The 18,997-nt window shown below is 43.5% G+C and carries 16 protein-coding genes; 8 read left to right on the forward strand and 8 right to left on the reverse strand.

Annotated features, from left to right (window positions below):
- Window positions 1-5: 5 nt before the first annotated feature.
- Complete coding sequence (locus tag AB2J24_RS12860) at window positions 6-1,271, forward strand: NAD(P)/FAD-dependent oxidoreductase (RefSeq protein WP_162652109.1); 1,266 nt, start codon at window positions 6-8, stop codon at window positions 1,269-1,271.
- 183 nt (window positions 1,272-1,454) lie between these two features.
- On the opposite strand, the gene AB2J24_RS12865 is transcribed toward AB2J24_RS12860, so the two are convergent.
- The 3 genes from AB2J24_RS12865 to AB2J24_RS12875 form a co-directional block, all read right to left on the reverse strand.
- Window positions 1,455-1,961: a YcxB family protein gene (locus AB2J24_RS12865; RefSeq protein WP_367385747.1), complete on the reverse strand. Its 507-nt coding sequence runs from the start codon at window positions 1,959-1,961 to the stop codon at window positions 1,455-1,457.
- Between the two features lie 58 nt (window positions 1,962-2,019).
- A complete protein-coding gene (locus tag AB2J24_RS12870; protein WP_367385748.1) occupies window positions 2,020-4,185 on the reverse strand; it encodes a DKNYY domain-containing protein in 2,166 nt (721 codons plus the stop codon).
- A gap of 92 nt (window positions 4,186-4,277) precedes the next feature.
- Complete coding sequence (locus tag AB2J24_RS12875; protein WP_367385749.1) at window positions 4,278-5,306, reverse strand: Rieske 2Fe-2S domain-containing protein; 1,029 nt, start codon at window positions 5,304-5,306, stop codon at window positions 4,278-4,280.
- Between the two features lie 71 nt (window positions 5,307-5,377).
- Between AB2J24_RS12875 and AB2J24_RS12880 the strand changes: the two genes are divergently transcribed.
- Window positions 5,378-6,064: a class I SAM-dependent methyltransferase gene (locus AB2J24_RS12880; protein ID WP_367385750.1), complete on the forward strand. Its 687-nt coding sequence runs from the start codon at window positions 5,378-5,380 to the stop codon at window positions 6,062-6,064.
- Here the strand turns inward: AB2J24_RS12880 and AB2J24_RS12885 are convergent.
- The 5 genes from AB2J24_RS12885 to AB2J24_RS12905 are packed head-to-tail and all read right to left on the reverse strand — an operon-like array spanning window position 6,054 to window position 11,300.
- Window positions 6,054-7,223, reverse strand: a complete 1,170-nt coding sequence (locus tag AB2J24_RS12885) for a hypothetical protein (RefSeq protein WP_367385751.1) — start codon at window positions 7,221-7,223, stop codon at window positions 6,054-6,056. The genes AB2J24_RS12880 and AB2J24_RS12885 overlap by 11 nt on opposite strands.
- Window positions 7,220-8,491, reverse strand: coding sequence for a F390 synthetase-related protein (locus AB2J24_RS12890; protein ID WP_367385752.1), 1,272 nt, complete (start codon window positions 8,489-8,491; stop codon window positions 7,220-7,222). Before AB2J24_RS12890 ends, AB2J24_RS12885 begins: the two co-directional genes overlap by 4 nt.
- Window positions 8,488-9,324: an MBL fold metallo-hydrolase gene (locus AB2J24_RS12895; protein ID WP_367385753.1), complete on the reverse strand. Its 837-nt coding sequence runs from the start codon at window positions 9,322-9,324 to the stop codon at window positions 8,488-8,490. Before AB2J24_RS12895 ends, AB2J24_RS12890 begins: the two co-directional genes overlap by 4 nt.
- On the reverse strand, window positions 9,321-10,310 hold the full coding sequence (locus AB2J24_RS12900) for an NAD-dependent epimerase/dehydratase family protein (protein ID WP_367385754.1): 990 nt from the start codon (window positions 10,308-10,310) through the stop codon (window positions 9,321-9,323). Before AB2J24_RS12900 ends, AB2J24_RS12895 begins: the two co-directional genes overlap by 4 nt.
- Window positions 10,311-10,313: 3 nt before the next feature.
- Window positions 10,314-11,300, reverse strand: a complete 987-nt coding sequence (locus tag AB2J24_RS12905; RefSeq protein WP_162652100.1) for a 3-oxoacyl-ACP synthase III family protein — start codon at window positions 11,298-11,300, stop codon at window positions 10,314-10,316.
- A gap of 506 nt (window positions 11,301-11,806) precedes the next feature.
- Here AB2J24_RS12905 and AB2J24_RS12910 point away from each other — a divergent pair.
- The 6 genes from AB2J24_RS12910 (at window position 11,807) to AB2J24_RS12935 (ending at window position 18,975) form a co-directional block, all read left to right on the forward strand.
- A complete protein-coding gene (locus AB2J24_RS12910; protein WP_162652099.1) occupies window positions 11,807-12,766 on the forward strand; it encodes an ABC transporter substrate-binding protein in 960 nt (319 codons plus the stop codon).
- 94 nt (window positions 12,767-12,860) lie between these two features.
- On the forward strand, window positions 12,861-13,907 hold the full coding sequence (locus AB2J24_RS12915; RefSeq protein WP_162652098.1) for an ABC transporter permease: 1,047 nt from the start codon (window positions 12,861-12,863) through the stop codon (window positions 13,905-13,907).
- A 5-nt stretch (window positions 13,908-13,912) separates the two neighbouring features.
- The gene (locus tag AB2J24_RS12920) at window positions 13,913-14,956 is read left to right on the forward strand and encodes an ATP-binding cassette domain-containing protein (protein ID WP_162652097.1); all 1,044 of its coding nucleotides are present in this window, start codon (window positions 13,913-13,915) and stop codon (window positions 14,954-14,956) included.
- A 247-nt stretch (window positions 14,957-15,203) separates the two neighbouring features.
- Window positions 15,204-16,661 carry a PLP-dependent aminotransferase family protein gene (locus AB2J24_RS12925; protein ID WP_162652096.1) on the forward strand — a complete coding sequence of 486 codons (1,458 nt, stop codon included), beginning with the start codon at window positions 15,204-15,206 and terminating at the stop codon, window positions 16,659-16,661.
- 91 nt (window positions 16,662-16,752) lie between these two features.
- The gene (locus AB2J24_RS12930) at window positions 16,753-17,847 is read left to right on the forward strand and encodes an ABC transporter ATP-binding protein (protein WP_367385755.1); all 1,095 of its coding nucleotides are present in this window, start codon (window positions 16,753-16,755) and stop codon (window positions 17,845-17,847) included.
- Window positions 17,848-17,913: 66 nt separating this feature from the next.
- Window positions 17,914-18,975, forward strand: coding sequence for an ABC transporter substrate-binding protein (locus AB2J24_RS12935; RefSeq protein ID WP_162652094.1), 1,062 nt, complete (start codon window positions 17,914-17,916; stop codon window positions 18,973-18,975).
- The last annotated feature ends 22 nt before the right edge of the window (window positions 18,976-18,997 follow it).

An 18,997-nucleotide genomic window follows, 5' to 3' on the forward strand; every position in this document is an offset into this window, starting at 1 on the left:
GTAATATGAAGATGAACAGAAGGCATTTTGTAGGATTAACGGGTCTAGCTGCAACCACACTAGCAGCTCCTAGTCTAAGTTTCGGTCAAGCAAAACCCCGCGTCGTTGTTATAGGCGGTGGTGCTGGTGGTGCAACAGCTGCACGCTACATCGCAAAAGATAGCAAGGGTGCGATTGATGTAACTTTAATTGAAGCAAGTAAGCAATATTACTCTTGCTTTTTTTCAAATCTTTATCTTGGCGGTTTCCGCGATTATGCATCAATCGGTCATACATATGATGGGCTGACAAACAATCATAGTATCAATGTTATTCACGATTGGGCTATGAGCGTTGATGGTGCAAACAAGCAGGTGAAATTGGCATCTGGAGCCAACGTTACCTATGATAAATTAATCCTGTCACCTGGTATTGATATGAAATACGAAAGTGTTTCTGGTTACTCTGTGGATGCGCAAGATACCATGCCTCACGGCTGGAAGTCTGGCAGCCAGGTTCAATTAATTAAGCACCAAGTTGAAAATATGAAAGAAGGTGGAACATTCATAATGGTTCCTCCGCCAAATCCTTTCCGGTGTCCTCCAGGTCCTTATGAGCGCGTGTCAATGATTGCTCATATTCTAAGAGAGAAAAATCCAACCGCGAAGATTATCGTGTTGGATCAAAAGGAAAAGTTTTCCAAGCAGGCTTTGTTTATGGAAGGTTGGCAAGACAATTATCCGGATATGATTGAATGGATTGGCTCGGACCTTCATGGTGGAATTAAAAATGTTAATCCCGATACGCTGGAGATAGAGACAGATCTTGAAACATTTAAAGCAGATGCTGCGTCTGTAGTCCCTGCGCAAAAAGCAGGTTCAATCGCCATGGCCGCTGGTGTGACTGATGGTGATTGGGCTCCAATTATCCCCGCGACAATGGCGTCTAAAGCAGATCCGAATATTCATGTTCTTGGCGATGCATCTGTTGCTTCCGCAATGCCAAAATCAGGTTTTTCTGCAAATAGCCAAGCTAAAGTAGCTGCAAACGCAATCCGGGGTGAGTTGACCGGTTCTCGCATTTTCGAACCTAAATTTGCGAATACGTGTTGGAGTTTGATTGACAATGACAATGGCGTCAAAGTGGGTGCAAGCTATAAGGCAGGTGCTGAAGCTATAGAAGTCGTCGATAAGTTTATCTCGGCAACAGGTGAAGATGCTGAGCTTCGGAAGACGACTTACGAAGAATCAGAAGGTTGGTATAAAGGCATTACTTCCGATATGTTCAGTTAAGTTGGATATGTCGTACCACAAATTGACAAAGGCCGCTCAAGTTGAGCGGCCTTCTTTCGTTGGAGCTTGACTTCCAGTTAAGGTCACATTGCTGTGATTTTGATGAAAGGTCAAATTTTAATTTCACACTTGATATTTTATGCCTAAATGCGGATACCAATAAACCATTAGAAGTATGCATTCCTATATCACGTGTTTTGCAATCATGTCGCGCAGGTATTTTTCATCTTCGAGGCTTGAAAATGCTCGTTTGGGGATAGAATATGCGTTTGCATGATTGACCCAAAGTAGGAAATGTCTTTCTTCCTCATTTGCTTTGATAATCCGCGTCCAATCAGACTCACCTATATGTCCGTCGGTTGCTGAGACTACCCCCTTATCCGTTATTTCGAAATCAACTTGCTTGTTATCCAAAAGCTGTAATTTATAATGTCGCCGGAGTTTCCACGGCCTTAGAACATAGAAATTAAATGGAAGAAGTAGCAATGCAAATGGGTTTATAAGCATCCAATATTCCCATGCCATGTCAAATGCCGTAACTTTGTAAAGCCAGTTCAAAGACACCGCGATATTTAATAGAATAAAGAAGTACAATATTATTTGATAAGTTTTCGCATTTTTTCTGTTCTTATCACGTGCGTTATTGATTGCCAGATAATCTTCGAATTTGTACGTGTAATTTAGCTTCATCTTATGTTCCCGCTTCAATTCCAAGTTCTGGTTGTCTGCCATTTACCTTATTGCATCACTATATTTTCTTATCTTCTATCGCTTGTCGGTAAAGGTTGATTTTGTCATTGATATCCTTCATCTCAGGCCAGTTGGCTGCACCCTTGCCATAGTGAGTTATAAGATCAGAAAACTCGTCGTCGAGCTTTAAAAGGCGATCTTTATGGGTTTCGGTATCTGCATCGCGCCAACAGATATCAGTTTTGCCGCGGAGAAACCAAATCCTTGGGCTGCGATGGGTAAGGCGTCCCATGTAGATTCCAGGAAGTGCGAAGTCATCACCAAGATCTTTCAAAAGTTTGCTAGCTGTAATCTCGGCCCTATCGTTTTGGTCAAGAGCCCATAACGTTTCGGTCAATCGGGCACGATTAAAAATGGTGTTAATTCCTCTGGCAATGCAAAACTCTATCACAGGCAGCATTTTGTCATTATGAAATTTTCTAAAGGCTTCGCCATCTACTTGAGCGCTGATCAAAGTTGCTTCGAGAACCATTCCCAACTGTTCGCGCAGAGCCGGAAATGGTTCTTGATCATAGCAGGTCATAACGGTGGGAATAATCTCATCAAAGAAGATGCCAATTTTATCGGTATCCAATGTTAATCCGTGTAAGAAATTGATGGCATCCATCCGATTCCGGAAATCCTGCGAATATAACGAGCGAGCTTCTATAATTGTCCGCGCAGCTGCCAAATTTGTTGTTGCGGCGATATCTCGACATTTACTTTCATAGCGAAATTCATTCATTAACTCTTTGGGAAGACGGACAAGTTCATTTAGTTCCTCGTCATTGAGGTCTTGATGTTGATAAGACAGAAAGAAGCAGAAATGAGCTAACACCCGCGATTGTTGTTCACAACCTTGTTCAAAAACATGTCCAACAAGCTCCCATAGGGCAGACCGATGTTCTGCAATAAGTAACAAGTGCATATCCATACTATCGGGCAGCGTTGTGCCGGCCGCTGGATAGGGCAAAAACATCGGTTCGAATTGCTGCATATGGCACCAGAAATGACAACCGAGAGTATACCAACAGGAAACAGGTTGGGTAAGAATTGTGCCATCGGCAAGAGCAAGCTCTATGTTTCCGTTGGTCGATAGCGTTGCGGTGAATTTCGGTAGGCTAGAGTTTGCCTGTAGAGTATTGGCATGATTGTCTAAATATTCCCGAATTTCATTCAAATCCTGGAATGGCGGAGGGAAGGTGGAAAACACAGCAAACATTGATGCAAATATTTTATTTAACGTAAAAACGAGATCTTTGTTTGTGAAGGCTTGCGGTGTTGCTGTTGCGAGTGTTTGGGCGCCTTTTTCCATATCGTACAAAACCACCCGGTCACCATGGTGCAGGAGGGGACCATCCAGATAGTTCGGAGTATGTGTGAAATGCTTTTTGATATATGTGATGTCATCCGGGCTCTCCGGAAGTAATGTTGCGCCATGCCATATGTTTTTTTCATCGGTGAGCATGTCGTTACCAAATATTCGTGTGCCTGCCGATGATATTCCCGCAAGCAAATTACCGCGGAACCAAACGTGCTCTTCGTCAATCGCATAGGAGTTGCTGGAATATTCTCCCAGATCAGAAACAAGTGGTTGCAAAGTAGCAAAGTCTGCACCTGCGCACTCAGTCCACAGATCTTCATAGTGCGGCGATGCCACCCAACAACTAATGCCGTCAGTGAGTGCAATAGGTGGCAAATTTACGTCATCATCCGAAAACCATTTGAGCTGGATTTTGGAGCTGGTCATGTCGATGTTCGTTGGCACAGAGATCACCTCTGCTCCAAAAAATAAAATAGCTCCGTCTGTCGCATATACATGACCAAGGCTTTTAAGGTCGCTCGAAACTTTGCTTTTACTTAATCTCAGACGTTTATCAAAGAAGAATGCATTACAATCATCGCGTCCAAAAAAATCCCCGACTGCTGCGAAACTTTTGACATCCACATTCTTTAAAATTTTCAGTTTTGTCGGGAGGATTTGATAGATAGTTTCGTTGTTATGAGCATAGGTATCGGACAGGATGGCAAAATTGGAGGCCCCAACATTCTGCTTTTTGCCAGACATATATACGGACGCTGCGTCACGACCAATTATATCAGATAAAATGTCAAAACTTTTGGGATCTGCGTGCTTAATAGCTCGCCCGTTCCATAAAACGCTATTGTCTTGAATCTCATACATTTTACCGACCTAAGTTAAATCAGGTGAATTATATTAACGGATTGTCATTTGTAAAAGCTGGCCTCTAACACCAAAATATGACCTAATTTCTACTAGAGCATAAATCTTAATTGCAATGGGTTTTGAAGGGTTGGTGGTTCTTTATCTTCAAGAATAGCTTCGATGCTTGGTCGGATAAAATCGGTTGGGGACATCGCACGTTTGGGTTGTCCATTCATTTCCCAGTTCAGTTGGGAATTATCCATCATAACACGATCCTGACCAATGATGTGATGCATCGCTGGCACGAATATTAATTTCTTCAAGTAGCCAAGTCCATAATTTTTAGCACCTGTTAGAATAGCAAAACCAAGCTGATGATAGCGATCAATTGGTGTGAAATAAAGCGTCGTTACTAGTGATAATTTATCCTTTGCCCAATATTGCAACTCGACAACGCCTGGCATCATAAATGTACCCGTACTGATGCTCCGATTTCCTTCCAACAAACGACTTAACCAACCGTTTTGCCGTTCTTCACCTTCAAACCTGACATCAATTTGAAACCCGTCTTTTCCCTCACTTGCATTAACATATATATCAACTGAGGACCGGCGTTCACTCATTCCTCTCATAATGCCCTTATGTACAAAAAGAGTGTGCGTTGGATCGAGGACGTTTTCAGCAACATTTACCAGACTTGTACGAGTTTCACTTTGAACAATTGAGCGTACTTTGGCGCGGTTGTCCCACGTAGGTTTGAAGGGTTCGATACCTTGTTGCGGCGATTGGCAAACGAATATTAGGCCACTTTCTTCACGTACAGAAAGTGACCGAACCATGCGATTTGGTACTGCTCCCTCATGAACTGGTATGTGAGTACATTTACCTCCTCCATTAAACCGCCACCCATGATAGGGGCATTCTATCGTGCCATTGACCACTTTCCCGTCGGAGAAACGTGCAAACCGGTGCGGACAGATGTCTTGAAGACATGCAATTGCATCGTTGTTTCTAAACAGCACGTAAGGAGTTTGATCAAATATGATGCGTTTAGGTTTTGAGCGCACATCAACTGATCGCGACACAGGATACCAATGGTGGTCGAGAATAAGACTTTGCTCGTTACTTTTCTTACTCATACTGGTCTCCTTGCTACGAGCATGTTACTCCCATGAATAGGATAATTAAAGAAGACCACATTGTTGTTCACATGAAAAAAGAGAACGGTTCAGATAGCCATAATGAAGGCCAAGATTTAATGGTCAAACATGGCGCCTTAATGGATGTTACATATCGGTATATGAAATATATCTATGATGTAACGAGGCCGTTTTTTCTGGCTGGTCGGTCTGATATGCGCCGCGCTGCTTTGCTAAATCACCCCACTCATGTCTGTGAGATTGGCACTGGTACGGCTCGGAATCTCATTCTGATGGCTAAAGATCGTACGGGTAATCAAACAAAATTCACGGGTCTTGATGTCTCCAGCGAAATGATCAATTTCGCGCGTAAAAAGGTAGCTAAAGCTAATCTTGGGAAACGTATTGATATTCGACTTCAGGATTTTGCGGACTATCTTAAGAAGCCACCGCAATCACGGGTGTATGTTTTCTCCTATAGCCTATCTATGATCCCGAACTGGGAAAAACTTCTGCGTCTTGCCGCTGCGACGTGCCGTGAGCATGGGGGTAGGATTGTTATTGTGGATTTTTCGACCATGGAAAGTTGGCCTGTATGGGTGCGAGAGCGCCTTCGAAAAAATCTGACTTATTTCCACGTTTTCCCAAGATATAGTCTCGAAAGTATGATTGCTAGCGATCCGGCATTTGACAATGTTAATGTTGAGATTTCTTCTAAATTTGGTGGCTATGCTGCCGTTTTAACTATCACTTTTTAGGGTCTCCATCCCATCTGATGTCGGAGGTTGTTGCTTCTAGCAGGCTGGTTCGATTATGTAGCGATCGTAAAGTGAATTCCATGATTGTAAGAAATTGCCGCCAGATAGGTATGGCATCATTGGGCCATTTCATTGCGCTTCTTGAGTTCTGTAAGTCTGATATCCAGTGCCTGTATTTCCGGCGCCTAATTGCTTCAACCAATCCATAGCTGAGCATGGCAAGAGGTACGGATTGTGATATACTTAGATCTGCTTCTGGTCCATCTTGTTCATTACAAAGGAAAGTTGAGCAAAAAGATGTTGGATCTCGAAAAAAGTGGATGCCGCTTGTTGATCGCGGATTGCATTCCAATGGCAGTATCTTCCCATCTTTCATCCTTATTAAATCAAATGAAATTTGGCCGGTCCAGTTTTCGCCTTCAATATAGGTTTGGACAAATGGTGCGACGATTTCGGTTGCCACAGGTTTGAAATAGATTGCCGCTCCTTTTCCTGCCCGATATAGCGGGTGATAAGCGGAAATGCCCAAAGTATTTCCATCTTTAGCAAAAGCGAATGCACAAATTTCCTCGCCTTCAAGAAACTCTTGCGATATCCACGGCGCTGCAGCAGATGGCTTTATTTTTTGCAGATCGGATGAATTTGGTTGAATGAAAACCTTTTCAGCGAATCTTGACCATATAGGCTTTAGAACGCGCGTATGATCGCTTTTTTGGATGTCATCTGGCGAAAGTAATAACCGAGTATCTGGCACTTCCAGCCCAAGATCGGCAGCTCGTTGGATGAAAGAAAGTTTATTGTGTGCATTCAAAAGAGTGCTGACCTTTGGAGCAAAGAGTGAGGCAGTCGGTTTTAAATCTTTCCATAGCCTAGCCAGATGAAATACTTCCTCACATGTTGGAATTACGTGTGTAATACTATTGTCATTTATCAATTGAACAATATCAAAACAAAAACGTTCCCAGTCTTCGACCGGAGAGCGAAAACGATAATATTGAATGCAGGCTCGTGATCCGTTGCTAAATGGCCAACGCAATGTATCGGACATAAAGACGTGACAACCAGCATCGGTCAGCAGCCGTGCAATATGAAGCGCAGCAGGTGCGCGAGCTCCAGTTACAAGTATTCTATGTGGGTGTTTGGTTTTAAACTCAGTCACGGAAACCAGCATCTTTCTACACGCCGCAATTTTCGGGCAGTTTGCGGCTCCACTGGCGTATGAGTAATCTTTACATCGGGAGATACACCATGTTTGCCAAGCAGCTGATTAAGCCGTTCACGTACGAGCTGCTTGACTTCGAAAGAACAATAATCTGGTAGTTGGAGTTCAAGGTTCAATGGTCCTGTTTGTAGCAGGCGAAAGTCTGAAATATCTCTATCCGTATCAACAATAACATTGCGCAAAATATCTGGCGTTATTTCAACATGCTTATCGTTTTGTCCGATAAGTGAGAAAACATCATCTTGACGCCCAATTATTTCACTTACAACCATAAGAGGTGATCCGCACGGGCAAGGGTCGCTATCCAGACGAAGCAAATCATTCAGGCGGTAGCGCGCCATGATTTGTGTTTTCCGACTAAAATCTGAAATGACTGGAGAAACCAGATTTTCACCCACCTGCATAAATTCAAAATGCATACAGTCTTCGCATAGATGAAGCTTGTTATGCGAACAGGAGACACCAAGTAATCCTTCTGTAGCCATATAGATTTCACGCAAGGGAGCGCCGAATTTATGCTCAATGATCTCCCTATCAAACTCCTCTAACTTCTCCGCAGCGGAAAATAGTAATCGTGGTAGGAGTTTTGTGGGAGTTTCGCAAAACCTGCGTAATATGCGTGGTGGTGCGATTAATATTGTTGGGTTAAAGGCCTCCAGTTCTGCGCTGATTTCCTCCAGGGGAAAATTGATGTCAAAAAACTTAATTTCCAAAAGACGAACATGATTGGCACTATCATAGAGTGGCGTATCAATAGGCAGAAGAACCGCAATTCGATTTTTTTGTCTCCAGAAAGTGGGAATTGCTTTGGCAAGTATTGTGCCTAGCCATTTAAATCTCTCAATTTGCGAAATAACAAATAGGCCACGGTTTCCGCTTGTGCCTGTACTTGCGCCGACAATGAAATCGCCGATTTGTTTGCTGGTTTCAAATGCCGCCCAACCCTGCTCATTGGTGACATTTTGGTTGTTGTAGCGCGCGAAGTCTGTCATGAGGTCCGACTTTTCCATAATAGGCAGATCGCTTAGTTCAATTGTTTGATCTCCATATTCGCTGAATGCTTTAACCTTTGGAAGATCATTTTTAAGCCAGTTCGCGAGTTGTTTTTTCTGCCATGCTGCCAACGAAGCACGATTGCGAATTTTGTGTGAAAAACACCTCACGCGCAAATAGGACGAAAGTGCGGAAAAGATAGCTAGGTTCAAACTGCAAACTCCCCATCGATATCCAAGGGGTGAAGGTGCGGATCATGACACAGCATCACATCCCCCCCCTGTTCCATAAAGTTTTTAACCTTTGTCACACTTTGCTTCGCAGCACGAGCGTCTTGATAAACAAGTCGAGCTGGAAGACCAGGGCACAGATCCTCCTCGATCGCCTGTAAGAGCCATTGTGTGTCTGCAGCATATAGAAACGGTTTAGGAAGCTTAGGAAAACAGATGCCAACATGACCCTCCATATGACCGGGAAGGTCAACAGAGATAATAGATCCATCTCCGGCTATATCAAAACCATCTCCAAGGCCAAGAGGAGCGGGTGAAACAAAGGTATCTTCAAAAAAAGCAACGCGGCCTTCGAAGTCGTCAGACATCAAGATCGAAAATACACCATTCAAAGCATTCCTGATTTTTCCTTTTTCCAGAAAGCTGTTCCATGCCCACCTTGAGCACAATATTTTGACATTGGGAAGATCAAGCAAGCCACCAATATGGTCGGCATGGAAATGTGTTAAAATGACAGTTTCGACTTCGTTCTTATCTATGCCAATTTGGGCAAGTCCTGTTTTTAGTGGCGTTTTATTCAGAATTTTGGGTTTCACAATGAGCCGATATGCAGCCAGCAATAAGTCACTCTTTTCGGGGTGTGTTACGTAACGGCTATAGCCAGTATCAATAAGCGTATGACCAAAACGCGGATGGTGAAAATAGCCAACGCGGACGCGAACGGGTATCGGCCGTTTCGCTCCACCTTTTAAAACCAGTCTCTCGCTTACTGGCAAAATGGATGTTGTAAAGAAGTTGGGCATTGTTGTGCTCATACCTGCCGCCCGTGTTGTAGGTAAAAAGTTCTCTCAAGACCTTCTTCAAGCGAAATTTTGGGCTGCCAACCTAGATGCTTTTGAGCATTTGAAATGTCAAGGGTTTGACTATAGGCGAACACACCAAGGCCGTAAGCTGTGATGCGTGGCTCTGGTTTTCCAGATCGCATCTTTGATATGAATTCATTTGTGCGAACTGCCGCCAGTGTCGGCCCGATTGGTAGATTACGCCAACGGACTTTTATATTCTTTGCAGCGCACGCCCTTTCCGCAATTTGGCAAATTGGAAGAGCAACGCCTCCTGAAATATTAAATGTTTTATTGATCGCCTGCTGCTGAGAATTCAACGTGCAGGAAATAGCGTCCAGCACATCATCAATATATGTTACGTCAGTTTTAACAGATCCATTTTGAAACCGTGGAAGAGGGCCTGTTTCTGTGGCTCGTAAAAGGCGAGGCAGCAGTGCAGTATCACCTGGGCCATAGATGCCTCTTGGCCGAATTATGGTATAGGCCAGACCGTTTGCCTTCACTCGACTTTCGGCTATTGCTTTGGTGCGAGCATAGTGGTTGACAGGTTTTGGTAGTGTGAAATGCTCCGCAACATTTAGCTGGTCTTGGAACTGAAAATAAACAGCTGGTGAAGAAATGTGTACAAAGTGCTCAATATTTAGAGCGTTGGCGAGCGTAAGGCAATTCTCAGTTGCTCTAACATTTGCCGACCAGAAAGCGATTTTGCCGCCCCAAGGGGAAGAAAGGGCAGCACAGTGAATAATGCGCTCTATATCGCCAAATTTCGCCAGTAAGTCTGTCGGTGAAGTTGTTGCTAAATCTATTTCAATTTTATTTTTATTCGGTAACGGCAGGCTTTCCAGCATACGCTTGTTACGTCCTGTCGCTACGATGTCAAAACCGTCATTGTGTAACCGTTTAACCAGTGCACCACCAAGAAAACCTGTCGCTCCAGTAATTAGAATTCGGCTCATAGCTCATACATCCATCACAAGACCGCCAAACGAAACACCTGCGGATGTGCCGAGAAGCAAAATTCGATTTCCACGTTCGATCAGCCTGTTTTCTCGCGCGTAATCTAATGTGAAGGGAATTGAAGCGGCAATTTGATTTCCGAAATCGGCAGCAATATTTACCACTTGCTCCTGTTCAAACTTACATAGTTTAATCATGTGAGCCAGTGCTCCGGGACTAGCTTGATGGGCGATAACACGGTCTATGTTTGCCTGATTAGTGTTGGCATCAGTAAGCAACTTTTTTACAAAAGAACCAAAATGTTTTGCTGTTATTTTAAAAAGTTCTCTACCGTCCATCGTGAACTTGCTGTGCGCAGAGAAAAGCGAGGTTTCTTTTTCAAAATCAAACCTTGTGCCTCCGGAGCCAATCATACATGCATCATAAGCGGAGGAGTAAGTTGCAAATTTTGCAGCTCGAATGCCGGCGCCCGCTCCGAGTTTTAGAACCGCTGCTGCTGCTCCGTCTCCAAACAATCCTGCCACATGTGATTGTGTTTCCCAAGGTAATGCACGTGAGGCAACCTCAGATGAAACTACGAGAATATTTGAATAAATACCAGAGCGCAGCAAACCATCTGCAAAATGTAGTGCAGTTGGAAAGCCAAGACATGTGCAGTTGATGTCGGTTGCAAAACACTGCCCGTCGTCAATTCCCAAGGCACGCTGAATTGCCGGGCCCGTGGCTGGAATAGGCTGATAAGGCACAGCCGCTGCACTTATAATTAAATCAAGGTTGGTAGGTTCAATGCCTGCGTCTTGAAGTGCCTTGCGCGCGGCATCAACCCCCATGTCGATTTGGTTTTCATGTTCACAGAAATAACGGGTCATGACGCCAGTTACAGCTTCAATGTGTCCTGCTTCAAAGTTATGTTTCTTATCGAGTTCGGCAGCTAAAACTTTATGGCTTGGTAATGCTCTGCCAGTACCCGCGATTTTTAAACCACTCATATTATGTACACCTGATCCAGCAATTAAAGCGACGCTCAAGATATAGATAAGTGCTCTCTATAATTACGATCTTCAAAAATAGTTTATTATCTTGTCGGAATGGATTGAGCCAGCACTAATTTACTCAAAAAACAAGAACAGTTGCTGAAATGGTTGTTTAGTTACTTTCATTACTAAGCTAAATCCGCGAGATTATCGATGAAATGTTGTTAGCGGGTTGTAATACTAGCTGCATTGTTTAAGATAGTAGATCTGTTTAAGCGTACCAAAGGTTGCTACAATTTCATCTGAAATAAAAATAATAATAACGGCAATAAAACAGACATTTCACAGGCTTTACTTGCTAAGGCTTAACGAGCTGCACGTGCAAAGAACGTATGCTTGTTCAAATATTGTGACTGACGTGCATTCTCACGCGTTTTCAAATCGCGACTGACGAAGCTCACGAAAATTTCCTTAAAGCTTATTTAAAATAACGGCTAAACCGACTTAAGAGGTATACATTTATGATAAAATTATTGACACTGACAGCGGCCATGACATTGACTGCGGGCGTTGCGCACGCCAAATGCGGCGATGTATCCATTACCGAAATGAATTGGGCATCCTCCGCGGTTGTTACACACGTTTCAAAATTTATTATGGAACAGGGTTATGGATGCAGTGTATCAACGGTTCCTTCATCCACTACTCCTGCGCTGGTATCCGTTGCAGAAACTGGCACACCCGACATTGTCACAGAATTATGGACCAACGGAACACCCGCATATAAAGAGCTAAGTGAATCCGGTAAGATTAAAACAATCGCTGATGTGCTGTCCGATGGTGGCATTGAAGGATGGTGGGTTCCTAAATCACTTGTAGATGAACGTCCCGAACTGGCAACAGTTGAAGGAATTATTGCTAATAAAGAACTTTTTGGTGGTCGTTTTCATAGTTGCCCAGACGGCTGGGGCTGTAAAAATGTCAATGCTGACATGACAAAAAATTACGGCCTTGTCGATGCTGGGTTTGAAATTTTCCAACATGGTTCAGGTGAAACACTAGCAACTTCAATTGCCGCTGCGTTTGAAAACAACGAACCTTGGCTCGGATATTATTGGGCTCCGACCGCTGTTTTGGGTAAATACCCGATGGTATCTATCGATTTAGGTGCTCATGACCCAGAAGTATTTGCATGTATGGCAGATCCAGATTGTGATGCTGTTGGCAAATCAAGCTGGCCCATTGGCCCAGTGAAAACAGTTGTAACGGCCGACTTCCAGACGCGAAATCCTGAAATAGCTGACTTGATGTCTAAGGTTTCATTTACTAATGCGCAGATGGGTGAAGTATTATCCTGGAAAGAAGTCAACTCAGCTTCGAACGAAGAAGCGGCTGTTCATTTTTTAACCACTTATCCTGATGTTTGGTCAAAATGGATTACTGATGATGCTAAGACAAAGTTGTCGGCTTTAATCAAGTAAATATAATTGAAAAAGGTGCCTCTGAGATGGCACCTTTTTTTAAATTCGGCCGCAGAAGCCGGAACTGGGAATTGAGCTGGGACGGGGATAATCAATGGCTTATTATGATGGACTTTTTAATGTCCTAGGACTGCGCGACTGGTGTGATGCTTCAAAAGAAGATGGTCCTTTGACGATGGCGCAACTTCTGGCACGCGCAAACGGCGCATCTGAGGCAGAGCAAGAAGCTGCAGTCTCGGGTTGGAATACCCCGTTTCCGTCTCTTGATAACTTGCACGATGCATGTGGCGCAATAGGTCGGACGCGCGATATGACATCGGCCGTCGAGAATGGGTTTTTGGTTATTAAGGGCGGGTTAAAGCAGGTGCTGGATCCAATCACCGAACCGCTGAGTTGGGCTCTTGACGGATCGCTTTGGTTTTTTGAAAGTATGCCTTGGTTTCTCATGATACCGCTTCTGCTTGTGGCGACATATCTTGTGACGCGTACCATTAAGGGCGTTTTATTGGTGGCTGTAACTTTGCTGTTTATGGCTATCATTGATCATTATAGTTACGCGGCACAAACCTTATCGATTATCTTTGTTTGTACTGGGGTGAGCGTATTGATAGGAGTGCCTGTCGGCATACTGATGTCCAAAAATGATAAACTACAGCGCGTTGGTATTCCCATTTTAGATATGCTTCAGACACTGCCGACATTTGTTTATCTTATTCCATTGATCTTCTTGTTTTCGGTAACAGAATCCAAACTCTATGGGATTGCGATTATCCTTTATGCCGTTGTGCCGATCATTCGTTTGACAGATCTTGGTATTAGGCTTGTCGATAAAGATGTCATAGAGGCCGCAAATGCCTTTGGTATGTCGACGCGCCAAAAACTATTTGGTGTTGAAATTCCACTTGCGCTGCCTACAATTATGGCAGGTCTCAATCAAACAATCATGATGTCGTTGGCAATGGTAGTTATTGCATCATTGGTTTCGGCACCCGGACTTGGTGTACTGGTGCTGAGGGGCATTCGGAATCTTGAACTTGGTGTTGGCCTTGTCTCGGGTGTGTGCATTGTTTTGCTCGCAATTATGTTGGACCGTGTCAGCAAAGCTGCATTGTCGCGTATCAACGTGACCCATAAGGGGTAGATATCATGACACAACAACCAAAAATATCAATTCGAAACTTGTATAAAATATTTGGCAACGCACCTGGAGAAATGCTGGAGCACGTGAAAAGTGGGATGAGCAAGTCGGAACTACTTGACATTCACGGACATGTTCTTGGCTTGCAAAACATCAATATTGATATGCAAAGCGGAAAGACTACGGTTATTATGGGGCTTTCAGGTTCTGGGAAGTCCACATTAATCCGACATTTGAATCGCCTTGTCGAACCCACTGGCGGTGAGGTTGTCATAGACGGACGCGATGTATTGGCACTAAATGTTGACGAATTGCGTACCTTACGTCGAAATGCCATGTCGATGGTGTTTCAAAATTTCGCACTTTTGCCACATAAAACGGTATTGCAAAATGTTGGCATGTCGGCAAAAATTCGTGGAGAAAATATTGCGGAAGCTGACGAACGTAATCGGAGTTGGCTTGAGCGTGTTGGACTATCTGGGTACGAGGATCACTACCCCCATCAACTATCAGGCGGGATGCAACAACGCGTAGGCATTGCGCGAGCGCTTGGTTCTGACAGTGAAATTATGCTGATGGATGAGGCGTTTTCTGCGCTTGACCCTTTGATACGTACCGACATGCAGAATTTGCTATTAGAGCTTCAAGATGAGCTTCAGAAAACAATTATATTTATCACCCACGATCTGGATGAGGCGCTCAAGCTTGCAGACCATTTGGTGATCTTAAAAGATGGTGAGGTTGTGCAGCAAGGCGAACCACAACATATTTTATTACACCCTAATGATCCTTATATTGAAGACTTTGTTTCGGACATAAATCGAGCAAGAGTTTTGCGAGTACGTTCGGTTATGACAAAGGGTAAAATTGATAAAACGTCAAACGGTATTGTTGATATCAACGACAATCTTGAAGACCTTATAGCTTTATCTGGTGGCGATGCGTCGAAAAATTATCAAGTTAATGATGGGGATGTACCAGTTGGTATGCTCAATATGAAAGATCTATTGGTGGCTCTTGTGCCGCGTATTTCTCAGCAGGAAACGTCGTAGCAAGATCGAATTTTGAGGATTTATTCAGTCCGCAAGATTGCATCTGCATTGCCATACGTTGGTTAATCTGCAAAATCAGCATTGATTGATCCGAGAGCTTAGGCTGTCTATGGATGTGTTTGCGCAATATGGCAGCAAAACGTTGATCAAATTGGTTGTTACAGGATAAAGTTTTTCAATTTTTTCTGATGACGCTGGGTTGTTTTTGTGTCGTATGTTGAAGCAAGACATGTGTGGGACGCGCTGGATGAGTTTAAGAATTGATATAGACAGATCTTCAAAAACTGGATTGAGAGATCAAATTCATTTTGAAATTTCGCGCCATATTTTGGATGGCATTCTAGAGCCTGGCGTAAAGCTCCCATCATGCAGGCATCTGGCTCGTGAATTATCTGTTTCTCTCAATACGGTTCTGGGAAGTTACAATCGGTTACTGGAAGGCAATCTTATTGAGAGTAAGCAAAGGTCCGGGTATTTTGTGCGAAAAGATCTTCGGATCACGCCTGCCGAACAACCAAAAACAACCTATTCGCAGGTTAATCTTGATGAGCATATCAATGGTGGTGATAATTCTGTAAAATATTCCTACATCCCCAGGCCTGCCAATTGGCGTGATTTTCCTTATCCATTTGTGTGTGGGCAAATTGATGTAAATCGGTTCCCTTTGGCCGAATGGCGCGAATGTACACGCCTTGCAATGAACAAAAGAGATCTAAGCGTATGGTCCGGTGATAATTTTTATCAGGACAGTGAAGAACTTTTGGAACAGATAAAGAGTAGAATATTGCCAAGGCGTGGAATATACGCACGTCCACAAGAGATTTTGATAACGATGGGGGCTCAGCAGGCTCTATATATTGCGGCGTCAATATTGCGCGGTAAAGGGAAAGTGGTTGCCATTGAGGACCCTTGCTATCCTGAAACTCGTGAAATATTGAACGGCATGTATGATGACGTGCGACCCATACCTGTTGATCAAGATGGCATGATTGTGGATGATAGATTGAAGGGCGTTGATTTGGTTTGCATAACTGCAAACAGACAATTTCCAACAACAGCTTCAATGTCATCTGAGCGCCGCCAAGCTTTGCTCAAAATGGCAAATCAGGAAAATTTCCTGATCATAGAAGATGATTATGAAAGTGATGTCGACTATAGAAACGCCTCACCATTGGCCCTTCAACGGGAAGATCAGTCCGGACGTGTAATTTATATAACAAGCCTTTCAAAAGGTTTGGCACCGGGTTTGCGTATCGGTTTTATGATTGCCAATGAAAAAATCATCGACGAAGCGCGTGCTTCGCGTGGTTTAATGATTAGAAATCCACCTATGATTTTGCAAAATACTGCGGCCCTCTTTCTGAGGTTTGGTCATTATGATGCACTTTTATCATCTCTACATAATGTATTTGAGCGTCGTTGGAATCTCACTCAATCTATATTGCATAAAGAGTTCTCGGATTTTGAAATTACTGGTGCCTTCGGTGGAACAACATTCGTTTTAGAAGATCCGCAAAAGCGAGGTATTTCGACGCAAATTGTAAAACGTTCTCTGGATGAAGGGCTTGTTATTGAGGCGATTGCAAACTGTTTTTGCGACCGAAGAGAAGGTGAAAATTACTTCCGGTTAGGAGTTTCCAGCGTCCCTGTTACGAAAATTGAAGGTGGTCTTGCTATCTTGCGAAGTGTTTTGAATTCAATTTAATCTGTACCCATCACATTAATTCATCTGTTTCTATATCTATGTAAATTTACGGCATATCATCTTATGAAAATGTCTGGGAGGACTATCGCATATGGGTGGAGAAAACCGTGAAGCGTTTCTTAAATTCGAAAATGTTAAAAAGAGTTATGACCAAAAAAATCTAGTTGTTAAAGATTTTACGTTGGATGTTAAAGAAGGTGAATTTCTAACCTTGCTAGGGCCTTCTGGCTCTGGGAAAAGTACGGTTTTGATGATGCTTGCCGGGTTTGAAGGTGTTACGAGTGGTGACATTTCGATACTAGGCACCTCTATTACAAAAACAGCTCCCTACAAACGAAACATTGGTGTTGTTTTTCAAAACTATGCGCTCTTTCCGCATATGACAATTAGCGAGAATCTTGGCTATCCTCTGTCAGTGAGGAAAATGCCAAAAGAACAAATAAAAGAACGTGTTGCGAAATATCTTAAACTCATCGAAATGGAAGAGTTTGGAGGTCGGTATCCCGGTCAGCTATCTGGTGGCCAAAAACAACGTGTTGCATTATCTCGGGCTTTGATTTTTGAACCAACAATGATTCTAATGGATGAACCACTAGGTGCATTGGATAAAAAACTGCGTGAGCAAATGCAATATGAGATCACGAGATTACACAAAAAACTCGGATTTACAGTAGTTTACGTTACACATGACCAAACAGAAGCATTGTCGATGTCAGACCGTATCGCAGTGTTTAATGATGGAGTTGTACAGCAATGTGATGCACCAGCGGTTCTGTATGAACGGCCCAGCAATGCATTTGTGGCAGATTTTATAGGCGAGAATAATTTCATCCCGGGTAAAGTTGGTCGCATTGAAAATGGCATAGCTGATGTAAAGCCAAGTGATGGTGGAAGCATAAAAGCACAAGCGGCTGATGGTATTGGCGAAAATGACAATTGTATTGTTTCCATTAGACCGGAAAAACTCTTCATTCAACCGACAGAACATGCATATGACAATGAGCTGACAGCGGTTTTTGAGAGCCGTTACTATGTTGGTGACTTTATTCGATACCAATTCAAATTGCCTGACGGAACTGAGATTAACATTAAAGTTCTAAACGATCTTGCTGCTCCTGACTTCGATGAAGGGCAGGAAGGTACGCTTGTTTGGCAGGAGAAGGACTGTTTCGCCTACCCAGTTTAGGCGAGCAGTGGACGACTAGAGAGCGTGGGATCTCTCAAAACTAACTAAAACAATCAGGAGAAAACGATGAAAAAGCTTATAAAACTACTGGTGGGGTCAAGCGTTATGCTGGCCGCAGCGTCATTTTCAGCTCAAGCTGAAGATCTGACTGTCGTGTCCTTTGGTGGCGCATATGGCGCAGCGCAGCAAAAACACATGGTTGATCCCTTTATGAAAGAAACAGGCACAAATGTGCTGTTTGAAGATTATTCCGGCGGGATTGCAGAAATCAAAGCGCAGGTAGAGGCAAACAATGTTCAATGGGACGTTGTGGATATTGAAGTGATCGATTTGGAACGGGCTTGTTCTGAAGGACTACTTGAAGTTATTCCGCGTGACATTTTGCCAGCTGGTGCAGATGGTGTGGCTGCAGAAGATGACTTCATTCCAGCAGCCTTGGCCAATGAATGTGGTGTTGGCGTTATCGTATGGACGATCGTTTATGCTTATAACAATGAGTCCATTGGTGGAAGCAAACCAACAACTATTGCTGATCTGTTTGATACGAAAAAATTCCCCGGCAAACGCGCGTTCCGTAAACGTCCGCAAGTTAACTTGGAATGGGCGCTTATCGCAGATGGTGTTCCGGCAGCAGATGTATATTCTGTACTTGCAACAGATGAGGGACAAGCACGTGCCTTTGCCAAGCTGGAAACAATCAAAGATGACATTGTATGGTTTGATTCATGGTCACAAGCTCCACAGTTATTGAACGATGGTGGCGCTGTTATGGTTCAATCTGCAAACGGTCGTATTTTCTCTGCGATTAAGGAAGACAGCAAACCATTCGAGATGGTCTGGGATAACCATGTTTATGATTTGGATGTTTGGGCTGTTGTAAAAGGCACAAAGAAGAAGGAATTGGCATTTAACTACGTTGCATCTGCCACCCAGTCAAAACAGCTTTCAGGCATGGCTGATGTAGCATATGGTGCGACACGTTTGTCTTCTGCACCGTTCATTGATCCGGCAGTTGTTCCTGATTTGCCGACGTCTCACATTGAAAAAGGCATCAAAGCCGATGGGATTTTCTGGAGTGATTACGGCGAGTCTCTAGGTGAAAAATTCAATGAGTGGCTTTTGAAATAGTTCACACTTTAAGATGTTCCTC

The organism is Lentilitoribacter sp. EG35 (assembly GCF_040784015.1).
GTDB lineage: Bacteria > Pseudomonadota > Alphaproteobacteria > Rhizobiales > Rhizobiaceae > Lentilitoribacter.